Here is an 18,604-nt window from a genome sequence, read left to right as displayed (position 1 = left end):
GGGCAGGTATTGGAGGATTATTTCTGGATCACCGCCCCAGGCCTTCGAGGCCAAGGACGGTGAAGATCTCAAAGACCCGGTTTCCAGTAGACCGTAAGGCTGCTCCGCTTAAGTGAACAGCATTACGGCACAAGGCGACCTTGTTTGGCATGTACGTGTCGGGCAAGGTCCGGCAACGCGGGTTCGGTTATCACCTGGTGCAAGCCGCCCTGGCTGAAGCGCAGGACCATAAAGGTCTGAGGTTGATCCAGCTGACCGTCACCGCCGGCAATGACGCCGCGTTCAACCTGTACCAGCGTTGCGGCTTCATTCAGTTTGGTCTTGAGCCTTTGGCGGTGCGCGTTGGCGAAGACTACTTCGACAAAATCCACATGTGGCGCGAGCTCTAAATCTATCGCAATCCCTGTGGGAGCGGGCTTGCTCGCGAAAGCGGTCTGACATTCAACATTGATGCTGGCTGACACACCGCATTCGCGAGCAAGCCCGCTCCCACATTTGTTCAGTGTTCCTTCATTGACATCGATCAGCGATCAGCGAACGGCGCTGACTCCATCCAGTGTCGAGAACGACGTGTCCTTGGCCGTCAGCAAGAAATCGCGCATGTACGGCGCATCCAGCATGTCGGCGCGAATCCCGGCGTACAGCGTCGCAAACAAACCTTTCTCACCCAGCCGCTTGGCCTTCACATAACCCCGTGAGCTGTATTCATGCAGCGCCCAATGGGGCATGCCGCACACACCGCGGCCGCTGGCCACCAATTGCATCATCATCACCGTCAGTTCCGACGTGCGCACCTGCGCCGGTTCGATATCGGCCGGTTCGAGGAAACGGGTGAAGATGTCCAGTCGATCACGCTCCACCGGGTAGGTGATCAGCGTTTCCGTGAGCAAATCTTCCGGGACGATGTAGGCCTTGCTCGCCAAACGGTGCTGATTGGCGACCGCGAGCATCGCTTCGTAGGTGAACAACGGCACGTAAGTGATCCCGGCCAGTTCCAGCGGGTCGGAGGTCACCACCAAATCCAGATCGCCACGGGCCAGCGCAGGCAGCGGGGCGAAGGAGAACCCGGAGGCCAGGTCCAGTTCGACTTCCGGCCAGGCATCGCGGAACTGATCGATGGTCGGCATCAGCCACTGGAAGCAACTGTGACACTCGATCGCCATGTGCAAACGCCCGGCAGTGCCGCCGGCCAGCCGCGCGATATCGCGCTCGGCGCCACGCAGCAATGGCAGGGTGGCGTCAGCCAGTTGCAGCAGACGCAAACCGGCGCTGGTGAAACGCACCGGTTTGGTCTTGCGCACGAACAACGGCATGCCCATGCGCTCCTCCAGTTCCTTGAACTGGTGGGACAGGGCCGACTGCGTCAGGTGCAAGCGGTCGGCCGCATCCACCAGGCTATCGGCTTCGCGCAAGGCGTGCAGGGTCTTCAGGTGACGGATTTCAAGCACCGGGGGGCTCCATGAGGAAAACTTGTGATCAACACGAAAAGGTTGAGTTTGTCTCATGTTGGGTTAGCTGTCGACAATAGCGCCATCTTTTACAGGGAGAAATTCACCATGGCTCTGGCCCATACACTTGGTTTCCCGCGCATCGGCGCTGACCGCGAACTGAAAAAAGCCCTCGAATCCTACTGGAAGGGCGATCTGGATCAGGACGCGCTGAAAAGCGTCGGCCGCCAATTGCGCGCCACCCACTGGCAATTGCAGAAAGACGCTGGCATCGACCTGCTGCCGGTCGGCGACTTCGCCTGGTACGACCAGGTCCTGACCCATTCCTTGACCTTCGGTGTGATCCCCGAGCGTTTCGACAGCGCGAAGGACTCGCGCGGCCTGCCGACCCTCGACACCCTGTTCGCCATGGCCCGTGGCGCTACGACTGCCTGCTGCGGCGGCGAACACAGCAAAGCGCAATACGCCCAGGAACTGACCAAGTGGTTCGACACCAACTACCACTACCTCGTCCCGGAATTCACCGCTGACCAACAATTCAAACTGAGCTGGGAACAGCTGTTCGACGAAGTCGACGAAGCCAAGGCGTTGGGCCACAACGTCAAACCGGTGATCATCGGTCCACTGACTTACCTGTGGCTGGGCAAAGCCAAAGGCAATGACTTCGACAAGCTCGACCTATTGGAACGCCTGCTGCCGATCTACGGCGAAATCCTCGGTCGCCTCGCCGCTCAAGGCGTGGAGTGGGTGCAGATCGACGAACCGATCCTGACCCTCGACCTGCCACAGGCCTGGAAAAACGCTTTCGAGCGCGCCTATCACATCCTTCAATACTCGCCGCTGAAAAAACTGGTGGCGACCTACTTCAGCGGTCTGGAAGACAACCTCGGCCTGGCAGTCAGCCTGCCGGTGCAAGGCTTGCACATCGACGCCGTGCGCGCCCCGGATCAACTCGGCCAGGTGCTGGACCGTCTGCCGACCTACAAAATTCTCTCGGTGGGCCTGGTCAACGGTCGCAACGTCTGGCGCTGCGAACTGGAGCAAGTGCTCGCTCAACTGCAGCCAGCCCAGGAACGTTTTGGTGACAACCTGTGGGTCAGCAGCTCCTGCTCGCTGCTGCACAGCCCGGTGGATCTGGATCGCGAAGACAAACTCGACCCGGAACTGAAAAGCTGGCTGGCGTTTGCCGTGCAGAAGTGCGGCGAAATCGCCGTGTTGCGCGATGCCCTGAACGACCCGCAAGCACCCAAGGTGCAAGCCGCCCTCGCCGAGAGCCGTGCGATTCAGGCCAGTCGCGCCGAGTCACCGCGTATCCACAAAGCCGAAGTGCAGGCACGGATAAACGCCATCAGTGACAAGGACAGCCAACGTCATTCGCCGTTCGCCAAACGCATCGAGCAGCAACGTGCGCGGTTGAAACTGCCGGCATTCCCGACCACGACCATCGGTTCGTTCCCGCAGACCGGTTCGATTCGTCTGGCACGCCAGGCGTTCAAGCAAGGCAAGCTGTCGGCCAACGACTACACCGACGCCATGCACAGCGAAATCCGCCATGCCGTGCAAGTTCAGGAACGCCTGGGCCTGGACGTGCTGGTTCACGGTGAAGCCGAACGCAACGACATGGTCGAGTACTTCGCCGAGCAACTGGACGGCTACCTGTTCACCCGTTTCGGCTGGGTGCAGAGCTACGGTTCGCGCTGCGTGAAACCGGCGATTATCTACGGCGACCTGAGCCGTCCGAACGCCATGACCGTCGACTGGATCACCTATGCCCAGAGCCTGACCGACAAAGTCATGAAAGGCATGCTCACCGGACCCGTGACCATGCTGATGTGGTCGTTCCCGCGTGAAGACGTCTCGCGCAAAATTCAGGCGCAGCAACTGGCCCTGGCCCTGCGTGACGAAGTGGTGGACCTGGAAAGCGCCGGCATCAAGATCGTGCAGATCGACGAAGCCGCCTTCCGCGAAGGCCTGCCGCTGCGCCGGGCGCAATGGCAGGAATACCTCGGCTGGGCGGTGGAAGCTTTCCGCTTGAGCGCCTCCGGTGTGCGTGATGAAACCCAGATCCACACCCACATGTGCTACAGCGAATTCAACGACGTGATCCAGTCCATCGCGGCGATGGACGCCGATGTGATCACCATCGAAACCTCGCGTTCGGACATGGAATTGCTGGAAGCTTTTGAAGCGTTCGACTATCCGAACGACATCGGTCCGGGCGTCTACGACATCCACTCGCCACGGGTGCCGGACACGGCCGAAATGGTCAAGTTGATGAGCAAAGCCGTGAAGCGTATTCCAGCCGAGCGGTTGTGGGTGAATCCGGATTGCGGCTTGAAGACCCGGGCGTGGCCGGAGACTGAGGCGGCGTTGGTCAATATGGTGGCGGCGGCGCGGCAGCTGCGTAGTCAGTTGGCGTAATTGTTAACGGTTTTTTAGCGCGAAAGCCCGCTGAACCGATAAAGGTCAGCGGGCTTTTTATTGGCCCTTCTTTTTAATGAGCCTCAATTGGCCATTAATTAGAGAGTTGTTTTACGGTCAGCAGGTGGGTGTAAAAATCATTACCTATGGAGTGTGTCTCGGAGTTGATGATGTAGAAATTGGCAGTGCTGGCAGAGGCGGTAAAGGTTCCCGATAAAACATTCCACCCGGAATGTTGAAATACATTAATAATGGGGGTGTTAAGCATGTTGTCAACATGCAAGTTTATTTTAGGATCGTAGTCTGGGTAGTGGGGGTTTTTCGTTGCTGTGTTGTATATCTGGCATGAGAACTCGTATTGAGCGCCGACCACCAGCTGAAAACTACGTGTGAATATCACGCCAGAATTATTTATATGTTGGGGGGTGTCGATATAAAATAAATAGTTGGGCGGTGTGCCCAGAAAGCGACCTGACTGGGCAGCAGTGCCTCTTGCCCAACCATTGAAGTTACCGTTGTAAAAGTCTGTAACGGAATGCAAGTCCGCTTGCACAGTTACAATCCATGGGGGGGATATCTGCTGGTCGTCAGGGGTTTTCGCGGTCAAGCTATGATGGCCCATTCCGATACTAGCCCCCATCCTCCAGATACCGTCATCGTCCGCATCGGCTGATCCCAATAGTGTTGCACCATTGAACAGACTCACCGAGCTCTTGGGGGTTGCGGTACCCACGAAGGCAGGTGTGGGATCATCGCATGTACCACCATTTCTGACTTGCCCGGTAATAGAACCTTGATTGTCGATCAACTGGGTAATCATCGGCCTTGCCAGCATTACCGATTTGATCGTCAGTTCCCGCATAGGGAAGAACGTATCGACACCACCCTTATTGCTGTAGTTGACGATCGATAGACCGTATACCTGCGTGCCGTCCTTGAACAGTTTCAGCTGTTCCCTGTCGATGATTCCGCTCAATCCTGTGCTGACATGGTTGGCGGTTATCACCCCATCAAACAACATGATGACGTATTCGCTACCATCGGACTTTTGGCCACTCACGGCCACCCGCATCCGGGTCCCGATGGCAATGAAGAGCCAGGCAATCAGCGACCAGTGAGCGTCACCCGAGAAGTTGTTGAGGTTAAGGACCTTGTGATCCGCAGCCTCGGCAATGTTCATGCGCGGGTAGTTGATATCTTCATTGGGAATGGGGGTGACTTCGTATTGTGTGGACGGCGAGCGTTGATCATGTATGCCTTCCTGTGTCACGACATACCCAAAGCTCATGAATGTACCCATATTGGCGGGCACGGCGGTCAGGGGCAGAGTGAAGAGTAACGACCCGCTGGCGCTTCCTTGAAGTGTCGCAAGAGCCGGGCTGCCAAAGCCGTCGCGTCCTTTGACGAAGAGCGTCACTCGATGGGTGGGGTCCATCCCGGTGTAGGTGACTTTGACCGTGGCATTTTTCTCAGTGTTCTGCGGATTGATGATATTGCCAGGTGAAGCCTGCACAAGTTCGGGCGGCAGTAGAATCAAGGCCTTGGCGCCGATTCGTAGCACCAGTTCGGGGGCTGTCAGGGGGAGTTTTCGGGGGCGTGCGATGTACCAGTCCACACTGATCACTCGATTGAGCAGGGGATTGATGAGCTCAATCGGGAGCCGAAACTCAAGGTCTATGCCGACGTTGTCTGCGGTAACGGGCAGCGAGTCCACAAAAACGAGGGTGTCTTGCGGCTCAAGACTGTTGCCCCGCTTCCAGACTTCCAGGTGCACTGTATCGCCAATCCGCGTGTGGGCCTGGGCCGGGCAAATGGCTGGAGTGCCGAAGGGAATATCCTTCGGATCGAGGACGCCGTATTCATCCTTGCCGACATCGACGACACCCAGGATGTCTGTCGCTTGAGCGATGCGCAGCCGACTGACGCAGGATTCCAGAGGTATGGCATGCGCTATGCCGGTGACCGTATAGGACAGCTGAACTGAGCCGTTTTGATAGGTATCAAGGTGTGTGGTTTCCCAATCAAATGGCACGACGATTCCTACCCCAGGAATCACCATGGCGCGGGTGACAAACCGTTCGTAGGTCTGCAGGCGGGTGGTGCCGCCAGCGCTTGTACTCAGACAGATCAGTGTCACCTTGTCACCGACCACCAGGCCTTCGATTCCAGGTCCGGCATAGACGACCGTCTCTGCCAGATCTGGCGACAGGACCGCCCCATGGGCTTGCGGCGCAGTAGGGGCTGGAGCACGGTATTTTTCGCCGATCAGTCTTGGAGAATAGGGATAAGACGGGGTACGCAACTCTATTCCCGACACTATTCTGATTCGCTGGTAGCTCAGTTTGATCGTCGTCGGGGCCAGTTTCTTCACGCGTTCGAAAGGGATCTCGAATGTCACGACCCCCGCCTTGTAGTCGAGCGGACCAAAAACTTCGCTGAACCCGGTAGAGGCGTCATAAAGGGTCAATTCCACTTTGTCACCAGCGACGGCGTCCGCACGCCGTACCAAAACGTCAACATCCATGGCTGCACCGTCAAGATCGTCGATCGCAAGGACATCGTCGTTGGCGAGAGGCACTGAAGGCGCTTCAAGATAGGTGGTGTCCGGCTCCAGCGCACCCACGCCGATGGTGGACGTCAGGCTGCTGTTGTGTACCTGATCATGGATTTTGTAACTCACCAATAGCGGGTCGGTGGGGCCGATTAGCTTGAGGATGTCCGAGGAGACAAAAAACACGATGTCTTGACCGACTTGCTCGGCATTGATGACGAATTCGACAATCTGGTTATCGATCGTCAGCACAGCCCGGTCTCCCATTGTCATGACTGACCAGGCAGGAATGATGAACTCAACACCGGCTTCGACCATTTCCTTGTCAATAACCACCGGGAAAATCGGTGCCTTCAAAGGCACGCGTTCGCTGGTGTTGCCGGTTGGATCAAGGCTGTCCGGGAAGGTTGGCTTGAACCATACGGTTATCTCTTCGGAACGTTCCAGGTTCCCACTGGTGCGCTCGATCGAGTACCACATCCGATGGATGCCCGGTTTTTCGACAGCGGTTCTGGGAATGAAGCTGACGATGTTCTCGTTGTTGTGATCCTGTGGGGCGATCTCGGTCTTGATCAATGTGCCTCGATCCGTCGGGTCCGGGTCCTGACCGGGCTCAAGGTGTTTGCCCATGTACAGGCGCAAGGTGTCAAACGCCGCCATCAGGGTATAGGAGGGGAAAAGGACCCACCACCCAAGTCCGGAGCCTGCGGTCTCATCCGCGTTGACCCCATGTGAGGCAGTGGGGTAGTCGACCACGTGCCAACCGGGGATCAGGATGGGGAATATCCTGAGTACGCCGTCTTCTGTGAACAGGACCTGCGACCTGGCTGCGGCAAACAGGTCAACCCGTTGTTGCGGGCTTTCTTTTTTGAGCGCGGCCAGTTGTTCTGGTGTGTAAACAAACCAAGCAGTCATGGGGTTCTCCGATTCACGCGAGAGCGTGCGATCCAGGGTGGTAATTGCGTGTCAGTGGCTGATTGAAAACTCAAACACACGGGCTGGCTACTGTCAGAAATAACAGGTACAGGTTGTTTTCTGACGAGTGGCAGTCACCAGCTAGCCCACTACCGTTCAGCACTCTTCATCAAACTGTCACGTAACTGTGGCAGCGCGCTTGAACAAACTTCATCAGACTCGCGCTCTACTGGAGTTCTGCGTTTCGGTGTTTTTCATGCGTGCACGATTTTTTTCCACAGCGGTTTTCCTGGCCGCGCTGTTGTTCGGCCTGCCGTCCTTGGCGGCGTCTCGTTGCGATATCAATGTTCCGACCGAACGGGTCGATCTGGCGCAGGTGAGCCTGGCGTACCAGAGCATCGGCCGTGCCTCGGACCCTGCGTTGCTGCTGGTAATGGGCCTTGGCGGGCAGTTGATTCACTGGCCGGACGAGGTGGTGGTTGCGCTGTGTCAGCAGGGTTTTCGGGTGATTCGTTATGACAATCGCGATGTCGGCCTGTCGACCTGGCGGCAAGCGCCCGTCGATGCCAACCTGACCTTTGAAGTGCTGCGCTACAAACTCGGTTTGCCGGTGTCGGCGCCGTACACCCTGACCGATATGGCAGACGATGCTTTTGGCTTGATGGATGCGTTGCACGTCGAGCAATTCCACGTGCTGGGCGCGAGCATGGGCGGGATGATTGCCCAGCACATGGCGGCGATGGCGCCGCAACGGGTCGAGAGCCTGACCCTGATCATGACCAGCTCCGGGGCCGAAGGTTTACCGGCACCGAGTGCGGCGTTGGTGCAACTGTTGTCGCGTCGTGGGGCGCCCAATCGCGAAGTGGCACTGGAGCAGCAAGCCGATTTGCTGGCGGCGCTGGGCAGCCCGACGGTGAGCGATGATCGGCAGGCATTGCTGCATCAGGCGGCGCAATCCTATGACCGTGCGTTCAACCCTGAGGGCGTGAAGCGCCAGATCATGGCAATCCTCGCCGAGCGCAGTCGTGTGGCGCTGCTCAATCAACTACGCGTTCCGACGCTGGTGGTCCACGGCACCGCTGATCCGCTGTTGCCGGTGATGCACGGTGTACACCTGGCGGCGCATATCCGCGGCAGCCAGTTGAAGCTGATTCCGGGTTTGGCCCATCGTTTCCAGGAGGCGTTCAAGGCGCCGTTGCTGGCGGCGGTGTTGCCGTATTTGCAGGCCCATCGCGAAGACTCATCGCATTGGGCGCAGATTGATCCGGTGTCCGAACACAACCTCCTGTAACCCTCCGATTAAATGTGGGGGCGAGCTTGCTCGCTCCGGTCTTTCGGGTGATATCGTTCGAGCTTTCCGGCGCGTTCCAGTCTGCGAGGTGTGTGATGAGTACCCCCCTGAAAATCGATTTCGTCAGCGACGTGTCCTGCCCCTGGTGCGTCGTCGGCCTCTATGGCCTGACCCGGGCCCTGGATTTGCTGGGCGACGAGGTGCAGGCCGAGATCCGTTTCCAGCCGTTCGAACTGAACCCGAAGATGGGGCCTGAAGGGCAGAACATCACCGAACACATCACCGAGAAGTACGGCTCGACGCCCGAGCAATCCCAGAAGAATCGCGAGATGATCCGCGCGCGCGGCGCCGAGGTCGGGTTTGCGTTTCGCACGGACGGCAACAGTCGCATCTACAACACCTTCGATGCCCACCGCTTGCTGTTCTGGGCGGGACTGGAAGGGTTGCAGTTCAATCTGAAAGAGGCGCTGTTCAAGGCGTATTTCACCGAGGGCGGCAATCCGTCCGACCATGGGCAGTTGGCGCAGATCGCCGAAAGCGTGGGGCTGGATCGGTCGCGAGCCGAGGCAATTCTGGCGTCGGACGAGTTTGCTAAAGAGGTTCTTGAAGAAGAGCAGTTGTGGCTGTCGCGAGGCGTCAGTTCGGTGCCGATGGTGGTATTCAACGGACAATACGCAGTCACTGGCGGGCAGCCGGTGGAAACGTTCGTCGGGGCGATTCGGCAAATCATGAGCGAAGCGAAGGGCGGGACGGTGAGCTGACCTGACCGGAGATCGTTCCCACGCTCCCGCGTGGGAATGCCTCTAGGGACGCTCCGCGTCCAGTGACGCGGAGCGTCACGGGCTGCATTCCCACGCAGAGCGTGGGAACGATCAAAAGTCAGGCTTGGAAGCGAACCCAGACAGTCACGAGCACAGTCGCCGCGATCAACCAAGCCACCGCCGCCACAGCAAGCGAAGCCTCCAGCCGCATCCGGTCCACCATCACATACAACGTCGCCAGGTAGATGAAGTAAGGAATGATTGACCACATCCCAAACACGATGGTGGTCTTCAAATCCTCCAGCGAACGACCCTTGCCGACGATGTAATGAGCAATCAGTGCAAAGGTCGGAAACAGCGGCACCAATCCGGCGATGTAATAGTTTTTGGTCCGGGCCAGGGCGGCGAGGATCACCACCACGGCCGCGCCCAGGGTTGCTTTGAGGATCAGGTCCATCAGTGGCTCAGCCCGTACTTCTTCACTTTGTCGAACAGCGTGGTTTTGGCCATCCCGAGTTCCAGGCTGGCCTGGGTCAGGTTGCCGCCGCTGCGCTGCAAAGCGTCGCTCAGCAGGTTGCGTTCAAAAGCTTCTACCGCTTCGGCGAAGGCCAGGCCCTGATTGCTGCCGCTGGCGCCGGATTTTTTGAAGGCCGGCAGACCGAGGGCAAAGCGCTCGGCGACGTTGCGCAGTTCGCGCACGTTGCCCGGCCAGTCGTGGCTCATCAGGTTCGACAGGGTCTGGTTGTCCAGGTCCGGCACGGCACGGTCGAAGCGCAGGGACGACTGCTGCAGGAAGTGTTCGAATAATTGCAGGATGTCTTCACGGCGTTCGCGCAGCGGTGGCAATTCGAGGGTCACCACGTTCAAGCGGTAATACAGGTCGCTGCGAAACTCGCCAGCCTTGCTCGACTCATCCAGATCGGACTTGGTCGCCGCGATCACCCGGCAATCCACCGCCACGCTCTGGTTCGAGCCGAGGCGTTCGAGGGTGCGTTCCTGCAACACCCGCAGCAGTTTGATTTGCAGCGGTAGCGGCATGCTTTCCACTTCGTCGAGGAACAGCGTGCCGCCGTCGGCGTGTTCGATCTTGCCGATCCGCCGCTTGCCGGCGCCAGTGAAGGCGTTGGCTTCATGGCCGAAAATTTCGCTTTCGAACAGGTTCTCCGGCAGGCCGCCGCAGTTCAGCGCGACGAACTGCTTGGTGTGCCGTCGACTGAAGTCGTGCAGGCAACGCGCAACCAACTCTTTACCGGTGCCGGTCTCGCCTTCGATCAGTACGTTGGCCGAGGTATCGGCAACGTTGGCGATCAATTCCCGCAGGTTCTGCATGGCTGGCGAGCGGCCGATGATCCGGCCTTCGAGGGAGTCCCGTTCCGCCAGTTGCCGACGCAACGAAGAGACTTCCCGTGCGAGGCTCCGTTGCTCCAGCGCACGGCGCGCCACATCGACCAGACGTTCGGGGGAGAAGGGTTTCTCCATGAAGTCATAGGCGCCTTTCTGCATCGCGCCGACAGCCATGGAGATGTCGCCGTGACCGGTGATCAGCACCACCGGCAGGCTGCGGTCGCGGGCCTTGAGACGGGTCAGCAATTCCAGACCGTCGATGCCCGGCAGGCGGATGTCGCTGATGACGATGCCGGCGAAGTTGTCGCCGACCCGCTCCAGCGCTTCTTCGGCGCTGCCGACGCCCACGCAGGGAATGTCTTCCAGGGTCAGCGCCTGTTGGCAGCCGAGCAGCACATGGGGGTCGTCTTCGACGATCAGCACACTAAGGTCGTTGTTCATATTGGCTCGGCGTGAGTGGGGCTTACCAACGGTAAACTGAGGACGAAGGTGGTACCACCGCTGGCCGGGTGCTCGACACCCAGATGCCCGCCAGTAGCGGCGGCCAGGCTGGCGGAAAGGGTCAGGCCGAGGCCCAGGCCCTGTTCGCCGGGTTTGGTGGTGAAGAACGGTTCGAATAGATGTTTACGTGCTTCGACGTCGATGCCGTGGCCGTTGTCGCGTACACGAAGGCGATATTTGCCATCGAACTCTTCGCCTTCAAGCCACAGTTCTGGCAGTGGTTGTGCCTGCATGGCGTCGAGGGCGTTGCCGATCAGGTTGACCAGAATCTGCTCCAGACGCGTCTGGTCGATCTGCACTTGCAGATCGGCGAAGTCTCGGTGCAGCTGCAGATGAGCGCTTTCCACGCGACCACCGAGCAGTTGCAAGGCTGCATCCACCGCTTTGCCGAGGCTGGCCTGACCTTTGTCGTCGCCGCGGCGAGCGAACGAACGCAGGCTGGCGGTGATTCGGCCCATGCGGTCGATCAGTTCGTTGATGGTCTTGAGGTTGGTGCTGGCAACGTCCAGTTGACCGCGTTCCAGAAACCGCACGGTGTTGCCGGACAAGGTTCGCAGCGCCGCCAGTGGCTGGTTCAATTCGTGGGCGATGCTGGTGGACATCTGGCCGATGGCCGCGAGTTTACCGGCCTGCACCAGTTCATCCTGGGCGCGGCGTAGCGTCTCTTCGGCCACACGCCGTTCGCGGATCTGGCCCTTGAGCCGTTCGTTGCTGGCGCGCAGATCAGTGGTGCGTTCGGTAATCCGACGCTCCAGTTGATTGTTGGCTTCCTGCAAGGCTTCCCGGGCGGCGAGGCGGGTGGCAATGACCTTGCGCCGCTCGTTCCAGGCGATCAGCAGGAACGCCACCAGGGCAAACGCCACCGCCACCAGAATCCCCTGACTGATCGCTTCGCGGCGCAAATCCTGCAGGGGGGTGAGCAGGGTGAAATTCCACGGGGTATCGCTCAATGGCCGGGTTTGCGACAGGTAGCTGATGTCCTCTTCATCGGATTCCACTTCGCTGTTGGCGGGGAAGGTCAGTTTTTCCTCGCCTTCGGCCAGTTTTTCCCGGGCCAGCGGTTGCAGTTCGTTCAGCGGGAACCAGTAGTACTGAAGGCTGCGGGCCAGTTTTTCTTTCGTTTCGTCGCTCAACGGAACAACCGATTTCAGGCGCCGTGCCGGATCGCTGGAAAGAATGATGATGCCGTTTTCATCGCTGACGAAAGCTTCCAGCCGCGCGCGCTGCCAGCGTTCTTCCATGGCTTCGAGGCGGACCTTGACCACCGCGACACCGATGATCTTGCCGTGTTCTTCCAGGCCATGAGCCAGGTAGTAACCGGGTTCGCCGCTGGTGCTGCCGATGCCATAGAAGCGCCCCGGCTGACCGCGAACGGCATTCTGGAAATAGGCGCGGAAGGACAGGTCTTCGCCCAGGTAGCTGTCGACATCGCGCCAGTTGCTGGTGGCCATGACACGGCCGGTGGTGTCCATCACGTAGATAGCCCGACTGCGGCTGCGCCGGTTCAGGCCTTCGAGGTATTCATTGACCGTCTGCCGGTGTTCCGGTGACGAGTCGGCCAACAGCTTCGAAACGCTGGATTCGAGTTCCAGCAGGCTGGGCAGGTAGGTGTACTTGCTGATCTCGCTCTCGACGGCGCGGGCGTGAAGTTCCAGCTGACGCTGGCCGTTCTCGCTGAGGCTGCGGATCCCGTAGTGTTCACTGACCCAGAAACCGAGGTAACCCAATCCGATCATCAGGGCGATGACCAGCGGCGGCAGGAACAGATGGCGAATCAGACGGGGTTTCACGGCGAGTGATGGCGGCGCGGCGCGATAGAGATTGGGGTCGCATTTCATCACAGATGCCTTGGGTCAACCACAACACTTACTTAGAGCACCACCACCGGCCCCTGTGGGAGCGAGCTTGCTCGCGATGAGGCCATTTCAGTCAACATTGATGTTGAATGTCAGTCCGCTATCGCGAGCAAGCCCGCTCCCACATTTGGGGAGCGGTGCCTTTCTTAGTGCTGCAGAATCTTGGCGAGGAAATGCTGCGTACGCTCGGCGCGGGCATTGATGTCGCCGAAGAACTCCTCTTTCTTGCAGTCTTCGATGATCTTGCCCTGGTCCATGAAGATCACCCGGTCCGCCACTTTACGGGCGAAGCCCATTTCGTGGGTCACGCACATCATGGTCATGCCTTCGTGGGCCAGTTGCACCATCACGTCGAGTACTTCGTTGACCATTTCAGGGTCCAGCGCCGAGGTCGGTTCGTCGAACAGCATGACGATCGGGTCCATCGCCAGCGCACGGGCAATCGCCACACGCTGTTGCTGACCACCGGAGAGCTGGCCCGGATGCTTATGCGCATGGGCAGACAGCCCGACGCGCTCAAGCAGTTGCAGGCCTTTCTTGGTGGCTTCTTCCTTGCTGCGGCCCAACACCTTGATCTGCGCGATGGTCAGGTTTTCGGTGATGGTCAGGTGCGGGAACAGTTCGAAATGCTGGAACACCATGCCAACGCGCGAACGCAGTTTCGGCAGGTCGGTCTTCGGGTCGGCGATGGACGTGCCATCGACCACCACGTCGCCTTTCTGGAACGGTTCCAGGGCATTGACGCATTTGATCAGGGTGGATTTGCCGGAACCGGACGGCCCGCACACCACAATCACTTCGCCTTTTTTGACCTCGGTGCTGCAGTCAGTCAGTACCTGGAAGTCGCCATACCACTTGTTGACATTCTTGATAGAGATCATACGGCAAACCTTTTTTGCAGACGCTTGACCAGCAGCGAGGCGGCAAAGCTGATTGTGAAGTACGTGAGACCTGCAAAGATCAGGAACTCGTTGGAGCGACCGATGATGTCGCCACTGGCACGCGAGGCATTGAGGAAGTCCACCAGACCGACCGCGTAGACCAGCGAGGTGTCCTGAAACAGGATAATGCTCTGTTGCAGCAGCAGCGGGGTCATCTTGCGGAACGCTTGCGGCAGGATGATCAACCGCATCATCTGGCTATACGTCATGCCCAAGGCTTGGGCAGCACCCATCTGACCCTTGGAAATCGACTGGACACCGGCCCGGACGATTTCGCAGAAGTACGCCGCTTCGAACATCATGAACGCCACGATGCAGGAGGCGAACGCGCCGATCGGGGTGTCTTCGCCAGTGATCCAGCGCAGTACGAACGGCACCGCCAGGTAGAACCAGGTGATCACCAGCAGCAGCGGAATCGAGCGGAAGTAGTTAACGTAGGCGCCGGCAATGTTCGACAACAGTTTGCTGTGTGACAGGCGCATCAGCGCCAGGATCGTGCCGAGGATGATCCCGCCGACGACGCCCAGCGCCATCAGTTGCAGGGTCATGACCATGCCGTTCCACAAACCCGGCAGGGACGGGATGATGCCCGAGAAGTCGAATTCCATCATTTACCCCCTACGGAGATCAGGCCCGGTACGGCGACTTTCTTCTCGACCATGCGCATCAGCAGCATCAGGCCCATGTTCAGCGTGAAGTAGATCAGCGTTGCCAGGGTGAAGGCTTCGAACAGGTTGGCGGAGAACTCGGCGGTCTGTTTGGTCTGCGCGAGCAACTCCATCAGGCCGATCAGCGACGCGACCGAAGAGTTCTTGAACACGTTCAGGAATTCCGAGGTGAGCGGCGGAATGATGATCCTGTAAGCCTGGGGCAGCAGCACGTTCCAGTAGATCTGCGGCAGCTTGAAGCCCATGGCGCGAGCGGCGGATTCCTGGCCGCGAGGCAGCGCCTGGATACCGGTACGCACTTGTTCACAAACGCGAGCAGCGGTGAACAGGCCAAGGCAGACGACAACGCTCAGGTACGCCGAGGTGGTCGGGTTCAGGTCCTGCTTGTACCACTCTTGCAGGTCCGCAGGCAGCAGATCGGGCACCAGGAAGTACCAGATGAACAGCTGAACCAGCAGCGGCACGTTACGGAAGAGTTCGACGTAACAGGTCGCGATGCCCGATACGATGCGGTTCGGTACGGTGCGCATGACACCCAGAATCGAGCCCAGCAGCAGGGCAATGATCCAGGCCACGACGGCGATGGCGATGGTCCAGCCCAAACCGGCGACGTACCAGTCGAGATACGTCTCGCTGCCCACGCCGGTGGACTTGAAGAACACGCCCCAGTCCCAGTTGTAATTCATTAGGGTCTCCCCTCAGATCGTTCGATGTACAAGTGCCCGCCTGGGGAAGCTCCGTTCCCGCCTGATCTTGACGATCAGGCACACACGAGCGGCTCGACAGCCACCGGTTCGAGTGTTTCCAAAAATGCCAGCAGGGAGTGACTATCCCCTGAAAGGGCCGTGGCCCTCTCAGGGGATAAGGTTAGTCAGAAATCAGGATTTCTTTTCGTCAGCCGCTTTATCGGTCGGATTGGCGATCAGGGCCTTGAGCTCGTCGCTCATCGGGAACATCAGGTTCAGGCCTTTTGGCGGGATTGGCGTCATGAACCATTTTTCGTAGATCTTGTTGATCTCGCCGGACTTGTAGGTCGCAACGATCGCGTCATCCACAGCCTTCTTGAACGGAGCGTCGCCCTTGCGGACCATGCAGCCGTAGATTTCGTAGGACTGTGCAGTACCGGTCACGGACCAATCGGTTGGCTTCTTGGCCTTGGCCATTTCACCGGCCAGCAAGGCGTCGTCCATCATGAAAGCCACGGCGCGGCCGCTTTCCAGCATGTTGAAGGACTCGCCGTGGTCTTTGGCGGAGATGACGTTCATGCCCATCTGCTTGTCGGCGTTCATCGACTTGAGGATGCGCTCGGACGTGGTGCCGGCGGTGGTCACGACGTTCTTGCCTTTCAGGTCCGGGAAGTCTTTGTATGGCGAATCTTTCTTGGCCAGCAGCTTGGTGCCGATTTCGAAGATGCCGACGGAGAAGTCAACTTGCTGCTGACGCTCGACGTTGTTGGTGGTGGAGCCGCACTCGACGTCCACGGTGCCGTTCTGCACCAGCGGGATACGGGTTTGCGAGGTCACCAGGTTGTATTTGACCTGGAGGTTCGGCATGTCCAGGTCTTTCTTGATGGCTTCAACGATTTTCAGCTGGATATCGTGGGAGTAGCCAACCGGTTTGCCGGAAGCGTCCGCGATATAGGAAAACGGAATGGAAGCGTCACGATGCCCGAGGGTGATAACGCCGGACTCTTTGATCTTCTTCAGGGTGCCGGTGAGTTCGGCGGCGAAAACTGGAGTGCTGATCAGAGCGGCAGCAATGGCTGCGCCCAGGAGATGGGGAACGATGCGCATCAAATTTTCCTCGACATTGTTTTTATATGGAGCCAGTTCATCGGCCCTTTTTGTGCTTTGAATGCTTGCCGGCTCCTGAAGGGTTGGCTCAGCGGACATTCGTCCAAGAGTGTAGAGCATGACTCGTGCCAGGCCAGGCTGAATAGATCAACTTATTGATTTATAAGGGGATTAAATATTTATGGCGAGGTTTTTGATGTTAGGGAAATCCGGTTAACCGAATCGACCGGCAGGTCGCGTTCGGAAAACCGAATGGTGTTTGCGGCCGCTAACGCCCTATTGGCCAGATAAGAGCCAGTAATCGTGCCGTTCATACGAGAATCAGCTTTCCTGGCTGAGCGGCGTCTCATGCAGGTAGGTCCATTGGGCGTTGTGGTGATGCATGCCAATGATCGCCACCGAAACCCGTGAGCTTTCGCGCTGGCCGAGGCGATGGGTTTCCTTGTAGCGAATCGCCACGCTGTTGCCTTCCTGCCATACCGTCTGCAGGTCGCTGATGACGATCTCCAGGCCTGGCTTGGCGCCGACTGCACCTTTGAACATCTGTTCGACCATCGCCCGGCTGACGATGGCGGCCGAAGTGGTAACCATGGTGAAGTGCTCGGCGAACTCAGACATCAGCGGCTCGAGAGCGGGCTGCCCCTTACCGTTTGCGTCGGTGAACAGGGTGTGGATCAACGCGTGCACGTGATGAATGCTGTGGTGCGCCTGTTCAACTATTTTGTTGTGCATGACAGTCCTTTTGAGTGTTCAACTGACTCAGTTGAAAGAGTGGGAACAGGCCCACCAGCGCGGCGATGGCAAAGGTCACGTGGTAGGCCTGGGTGGTATCGAAATGCTTCAAGAGCAGGTTGAAAACCATCAGGAAGAGGGCAGCGTCGATGCTGAATGACATCTGTCGGTTGATGTTCCAGATGACACTGGCCTTGTGGGTGTCATTGCCCTCGAAGTCCATCAGCGACGTGGTTTGTGCTGTGTTGGCACCGATGCCGCCGCCGATCCCCATCAAGCTGTAGGCGATGACAATCACCAGAAAGTCTGAGGGATCGTTCACCAGTACCAGGGTGGCGATGCCGGCGCTGTGCAAGAGCATGCCGAGGGCAAACAGCCGCTTCGCGCCCATCCGGTTATAGACCCGGCCACAGATCAGCATCGCGATGAACGCGCCGATGGCGTAGAGGATCATGAACATTCCTGTCAGTCGGGCGCTGAAGTGCAGGGTGTTTTGCAGGAAGAAGATGCTCATCAAGTTGACCCCCGTGAATACACCGGGAATCGCGTAATAGATAAAGATGGAGGTGCTGAGTTTTTTGCTTTTGAGCAGGCTCAGTTCAATGATCGGTTTTTTGCATGTGCGGTAGTGCAGCCCGTACAGCACGACGAAAGCGACGCCGGCCATGACGAAGAGGGCGGCCACCCATGCCGGAGCGTCGCCGCCATACAACGACATGCCCATCAGCAGGCTGCCGAGTGCCGCGCTGACCAGCAGCAAGCCCTTGATGTCGGGCCGGGGCAAACTCGTCGGCCGCGCTTCGTTGATCCAGAACCAGGACAGCAATGCCGCGATCAGCGAGAACGGGATGTTGCTGTAGAACACCCAGCGCCAGGAGCTGCTGTCGACGATGACACCGCCTATGGTTGGTGAAATGGCGGGCGCTATCAGGGCAACGGCCATGACCAATGTGGATATTTTCGCCCGCTGCTCGCCCTTGAACAGGTTGAACGTCAGCGCCTGGCCGACTGGAATCAAAAGGCCGCCGCCAATCCCCTGGACGAAGCGCCAGATCACCAGCTCGTTGAAACTGTTGGCCAGCCCGCACATCCACACGGAAGCGGTGAATACGATCATCGAGGCGGTGAGGATTTCCCGGCTGCCAAAACGACCGGCCAGCCAGGTGCTGACCGGGATGATCAGTGTCAGCCCCAGAATATAAGCGTTAGCCACCCAGGCAACGTCTGAAGTACTAACGTGCAGCGCCGTCGATATACTCGGTAATGCGACCGCCGACATAAAGATGTTAATGCAGTCTATAAAAAAGCCGATCAGGAATATTAGTGCAACTTTGTAGCGATAGGTCATGTTGTTTCCCCTTTGCCGCAAAGCATAGGGGCGG

14 protein-coding genes and 1 pseudogene are annotated in these 18,604 nt (G+C 58.5%); 4 read left to right on the top strand and 11 right to left on the bottom strand.

Features of this window, described 5'->3' with window-relative positions; translation table 11 throughout:
* Positions 1–125: 125 nt before the first annotated feature.
* Positions 126–389 (top strand): annotated as a pseudogene (locus CKW16_RS28385) (GNAT family N-acetyltransferase); the annotation flags it as partial.
* Between the two features lie 141 nt (positions 390–530).
* On the opposite strand, the gene metR reads toward CKW16_RS28385, so the two are convergent.
* Positions 531–1,448: a transcriptional regulator MetR gene (gene metR / locus CKW16_RS28380; protein WP_008155262.1), complete on the bottom strand. Its 918-nt coding sequence runs from the start codon at positions 1,446–1,448 to the stop codon at positions 531–533.
* A 108-nt stretch (positions 1,449–1,556) separates the two neighbouring features.
* Here metR and metE point away from each other — a divergent pair, with 108 nt between their 5' ends.
* On the top strand, positions 1,557–3,869 hold the full coding sequence (gene metE / locus CKW16_RS28375; RefSeq protein WP_095132576.1) for a 5-methyltetrahydropteroyltriglutamate--homocysteine S-methyltransferase: 2,313 nt from the start codon (positions 1,557–1,559) through the stop codon (positions 3,867–3,869).
* Positions 3,870–3,963: 94 nt separating this feature from the next.
* On the opposite strand, the gene CKW16_RS28370 is transcribed toward metE, so the two are convergent.
* Positions 3,964–7,335, bottom strand: a complete 3,372-nt coding sequence (locus tag CKW16_RS28370; RefSeq protein WP_095132574.1) for a hypothetical protein — start codon at positions 7,333–7,335, stop codon at positions 3,964–3,966.
* Positions 7,336–7,591: 256 nt separating this feature from the next.
* Between CKW16_RS28370 and CKW16_RS28365 the strand changes: the two genes are divergently transcribed.
* Both CKW16_RS28365 and CKW16_RS28360 read left to right on the top strand, forming a co-directional pair.
* On the top strand, positions 7,592–8,626 hold the full coding sequence (locus CKW16_RS28365; protein WP_095132572.1) for an alpha/beta fold hydrolase: 1,035 nt from the start codon (positions 7,592–7,594) through the stop codon (positions 8,624–8,626).
* A gap of 95 nt (positions 8,627–8,721) precedes the next feature.
* Entirely contained in the window at positions 8,722–9,387 is a 666-nt protein-coding gene (locus CKW16_RS28360) for a DsbA family oxidoreductase (protein ID WP_095132570.1), read from the top strand.
* 118 nt (positions 9,388–9,505) lie between these two features.
* On the opposite strand, the gene CKW16_RS28355 is transcribed toward CKW16_RS28360, so the two are convergent.
* From CKW16_RS28355 to CKW16_RS28315, 9 genes are all read right to left on the bottom strand, one after another.
* Positions 9,506–9,835: a GlpM family protein gene (locus CKW16_RS28355; protein WP_176471611.1), complete on the bottom strand. Its 330-nt coding sequence runs from the start codon at positions 9,833–9,835 to the stop codon at positions 9,506–9,508.
* A gap of 8 nt (positions 9,836–9,843) precedes the next feature.
* A complete protein-coding gene (locus CKW16_RS28350) occupies positions 9,844–11,172 on the bottom strand; it encodes a sigma-54 dependent transcriptional regulator (protein ID WP_008155247.1) in 1,329 nt (442 codons plus the stop codon).
* Positions 11,169–13,070 (bottom strand): sensor histidine kinase, encoded by a 1,902-nt coding sequence (locus CKW16_RS28345; RefSeq protein WP_095132567.1) that lies wholly within the window; start codon positions 13,068–13,070, stop codon positions 11,169–11,171. Before CKW16_RS28345 ends, CKW16_RS28350 begins: the two co-directional genes overlap by 4 nt.
* A 164-nt stretch (positions 13,071–13,234) precedes the next feature.
* Positions 13,235–13,969, bottom strand: coding sequence for an amino acid ABC transporter ATP-binding protein (locus tag CKW16_RS28340; protein ID WP_074874020.1), 735 nt, complete (start codon positions 13,967–13,969; stop codon positions 13,235–13,237).
* Positions 13,966–14,637 carry an amino acid ABC transporter permease gene (locus CKW16_RS28335; RefSeq protein ID WP_095132566.1) on the bottom strand — a complete coding sequence of 224 codons (672 nt, stop codon included), beginning with the start codon at positions 14,635–14,637 and terminating at the stop codon, positions 13,966–13,968. Before CKW16_RS28335 ends, CKW16_RS28340 begins: the two co-directional genes overlap by 4 nt.
* On the bottom strand, positions 14,637–15,383 hold the full coding sequence (locus CKW16_RS28330) for an amino acid ABC transporter permease (protein WP_095132564.1): 747 nt from the start codon (positions 15,381–15,383) through the stop codon (positions 14,637–14,639). The genes CKW16_RS28335 and CKW16_RS28330 overlap by 1 nt, the downstream gene beginning before the upstream one ends.
* Before the next feature lie 192 nt (positions 15,384–15,575).
* Complete coding sequence (locus CKW16_RS28325; RefSeq protein WP_095132578.1) at positions 15,576–16,490, bottom strand: glutamate/aspartate ABC transporter substrate-binding protein; 915 nt, start codon at positions 16,488–16,490, stop codon at positions 15,576–15,578.
* Positions 16,491–16,811: 321 nt separating this feature from the next.
* Positions 16,812–17,222: a DUF4440 domain-containing protein gene (locus CKW16_RS28320; protein WP_095132561.1), complete on the bottom strand. Its 411-nt coding sequence runs from the start codon at positions 17,220–17,222 to the stop codon at positions 16,812–16,814.
* On the bottom strand, positions 17,203–18,570 hold the full coding sequence (locus tag CKW16_RS28315) for an MFS transporter (RefSeq protein WP_095132559.1): 1,368 nt from the start codon (positions 18,568–18,570) through the stop codon (positions 17,203–17,205). Before CKW16_RS28315 ends, CKW16_RS28320 begins: the two co-directional genes overlap by 20 nt.
* Positions 18,571–18,604 lie beyond the last annotated feature (34 nt).

Origin of the sequence: Pseudomonas sp. Irchel s3h14, from assembly GCF_900187425.1 — a bacterium.
Taxonomy (GTDB): domain Bacteria; phylum Pseudomonadota; class Gammaproteobacteria; order Pseudomonadales; family Pseudomonadaceae; genus Aquipseudomonas.
Note: the sequence above shows the minus strand (reverse complement) of the source record. Positions and strands in the feature narration are given on the sequence as shown.

Excerpts from the sequence above, each read along its gene's own strand:
- metE (WP_095132576.1), top strand. The coding sequence starts at position 1,557 with ATGGCTCTGGCCCATACACTTGGTTTCCCGCGCATCGGCGCTGACCGC.
- CKW16_RS28370 (WP_095132574.1), bottom strand. The coding sequence starts at position 7,335 with ATGACTGCTTGGTTTGTTTACACACCAGAACAACTGGCCGCGCTCAAA.
- CKW16_RS28365 (WP_095132572.1), top strand. The coding sequence starts at position 7,592 with ATGCGTGCACGATTTTTTTCCACAGCGGTTTTCCTGGCCGCGCTGTTG.
- CKW16_RS28360 (WP_095132570.1), top strand. The coding sequence starts at position 8,722 with ATGAGTACCCCCCTGAAAATCGATTTCGTCAGCGACGTGTCCTGCCCC.
- CKW16_RS28350 (WP_008155247.1), bottom strand. The coding sequence starts at position 11,172 with ATGAACAACGACCTTAGTGTGCTGATCGTCGAAGACGACCCCCATGTG.
- CKW16_RS28345 (WP_095132567.1), bottom strand. The coding sequence starts at position 13,070 with ATGAAATGCGACCCCAATCTCTATCGCGCCGCGCCGCCATCACTCGCC.
- CKW16_RS28340 (WP_074874020.1), bottom strand. The coding sequence starts at position 13,969 with ATGATCTCTATCAAGAATGTCAACAAGTGGTATGGCGACTTCCAGGTA.
- CKW16_RS28335 (WP_095132566.1), bottom strand. The coding sequence starts at position 14,637 with ATGGAATTCGACTTCTCGGGCATCATCCCGTCCCTGCCGGGTTTGTGG.
- CKW16_RS28330 (WP_095132564.1), bottom strand. The coding sequence starts at position 15,383 with ATGAATTACAACTGGGACTGGGGCGTGTTCTTCAAGTCCACCGGCGTG.
- CKW16_RS28325 (WP_095132578.1), bottom strand. The coding sequence starts at position 16,490 with ATGCGCATCGTTCCCCATCTCCTGGGCGCAGCCATTGCTGCCGCTCTG.
- CKW16_RS28320 (WP_095132561.1), bottom strand. The coding sequence starts at position 17,222 with ATGCACAACAAAATAGTTGAACAGGCGCACCACAGCATTCATCACGTG.
- CKW16_RS28315 (WP_095132559.1), bottom strand. The coding sequence starts at position 18,570 with ATGACCTATCGCTACAAAGTTGCACTAATATTCCTGATCGGCTTTTTT.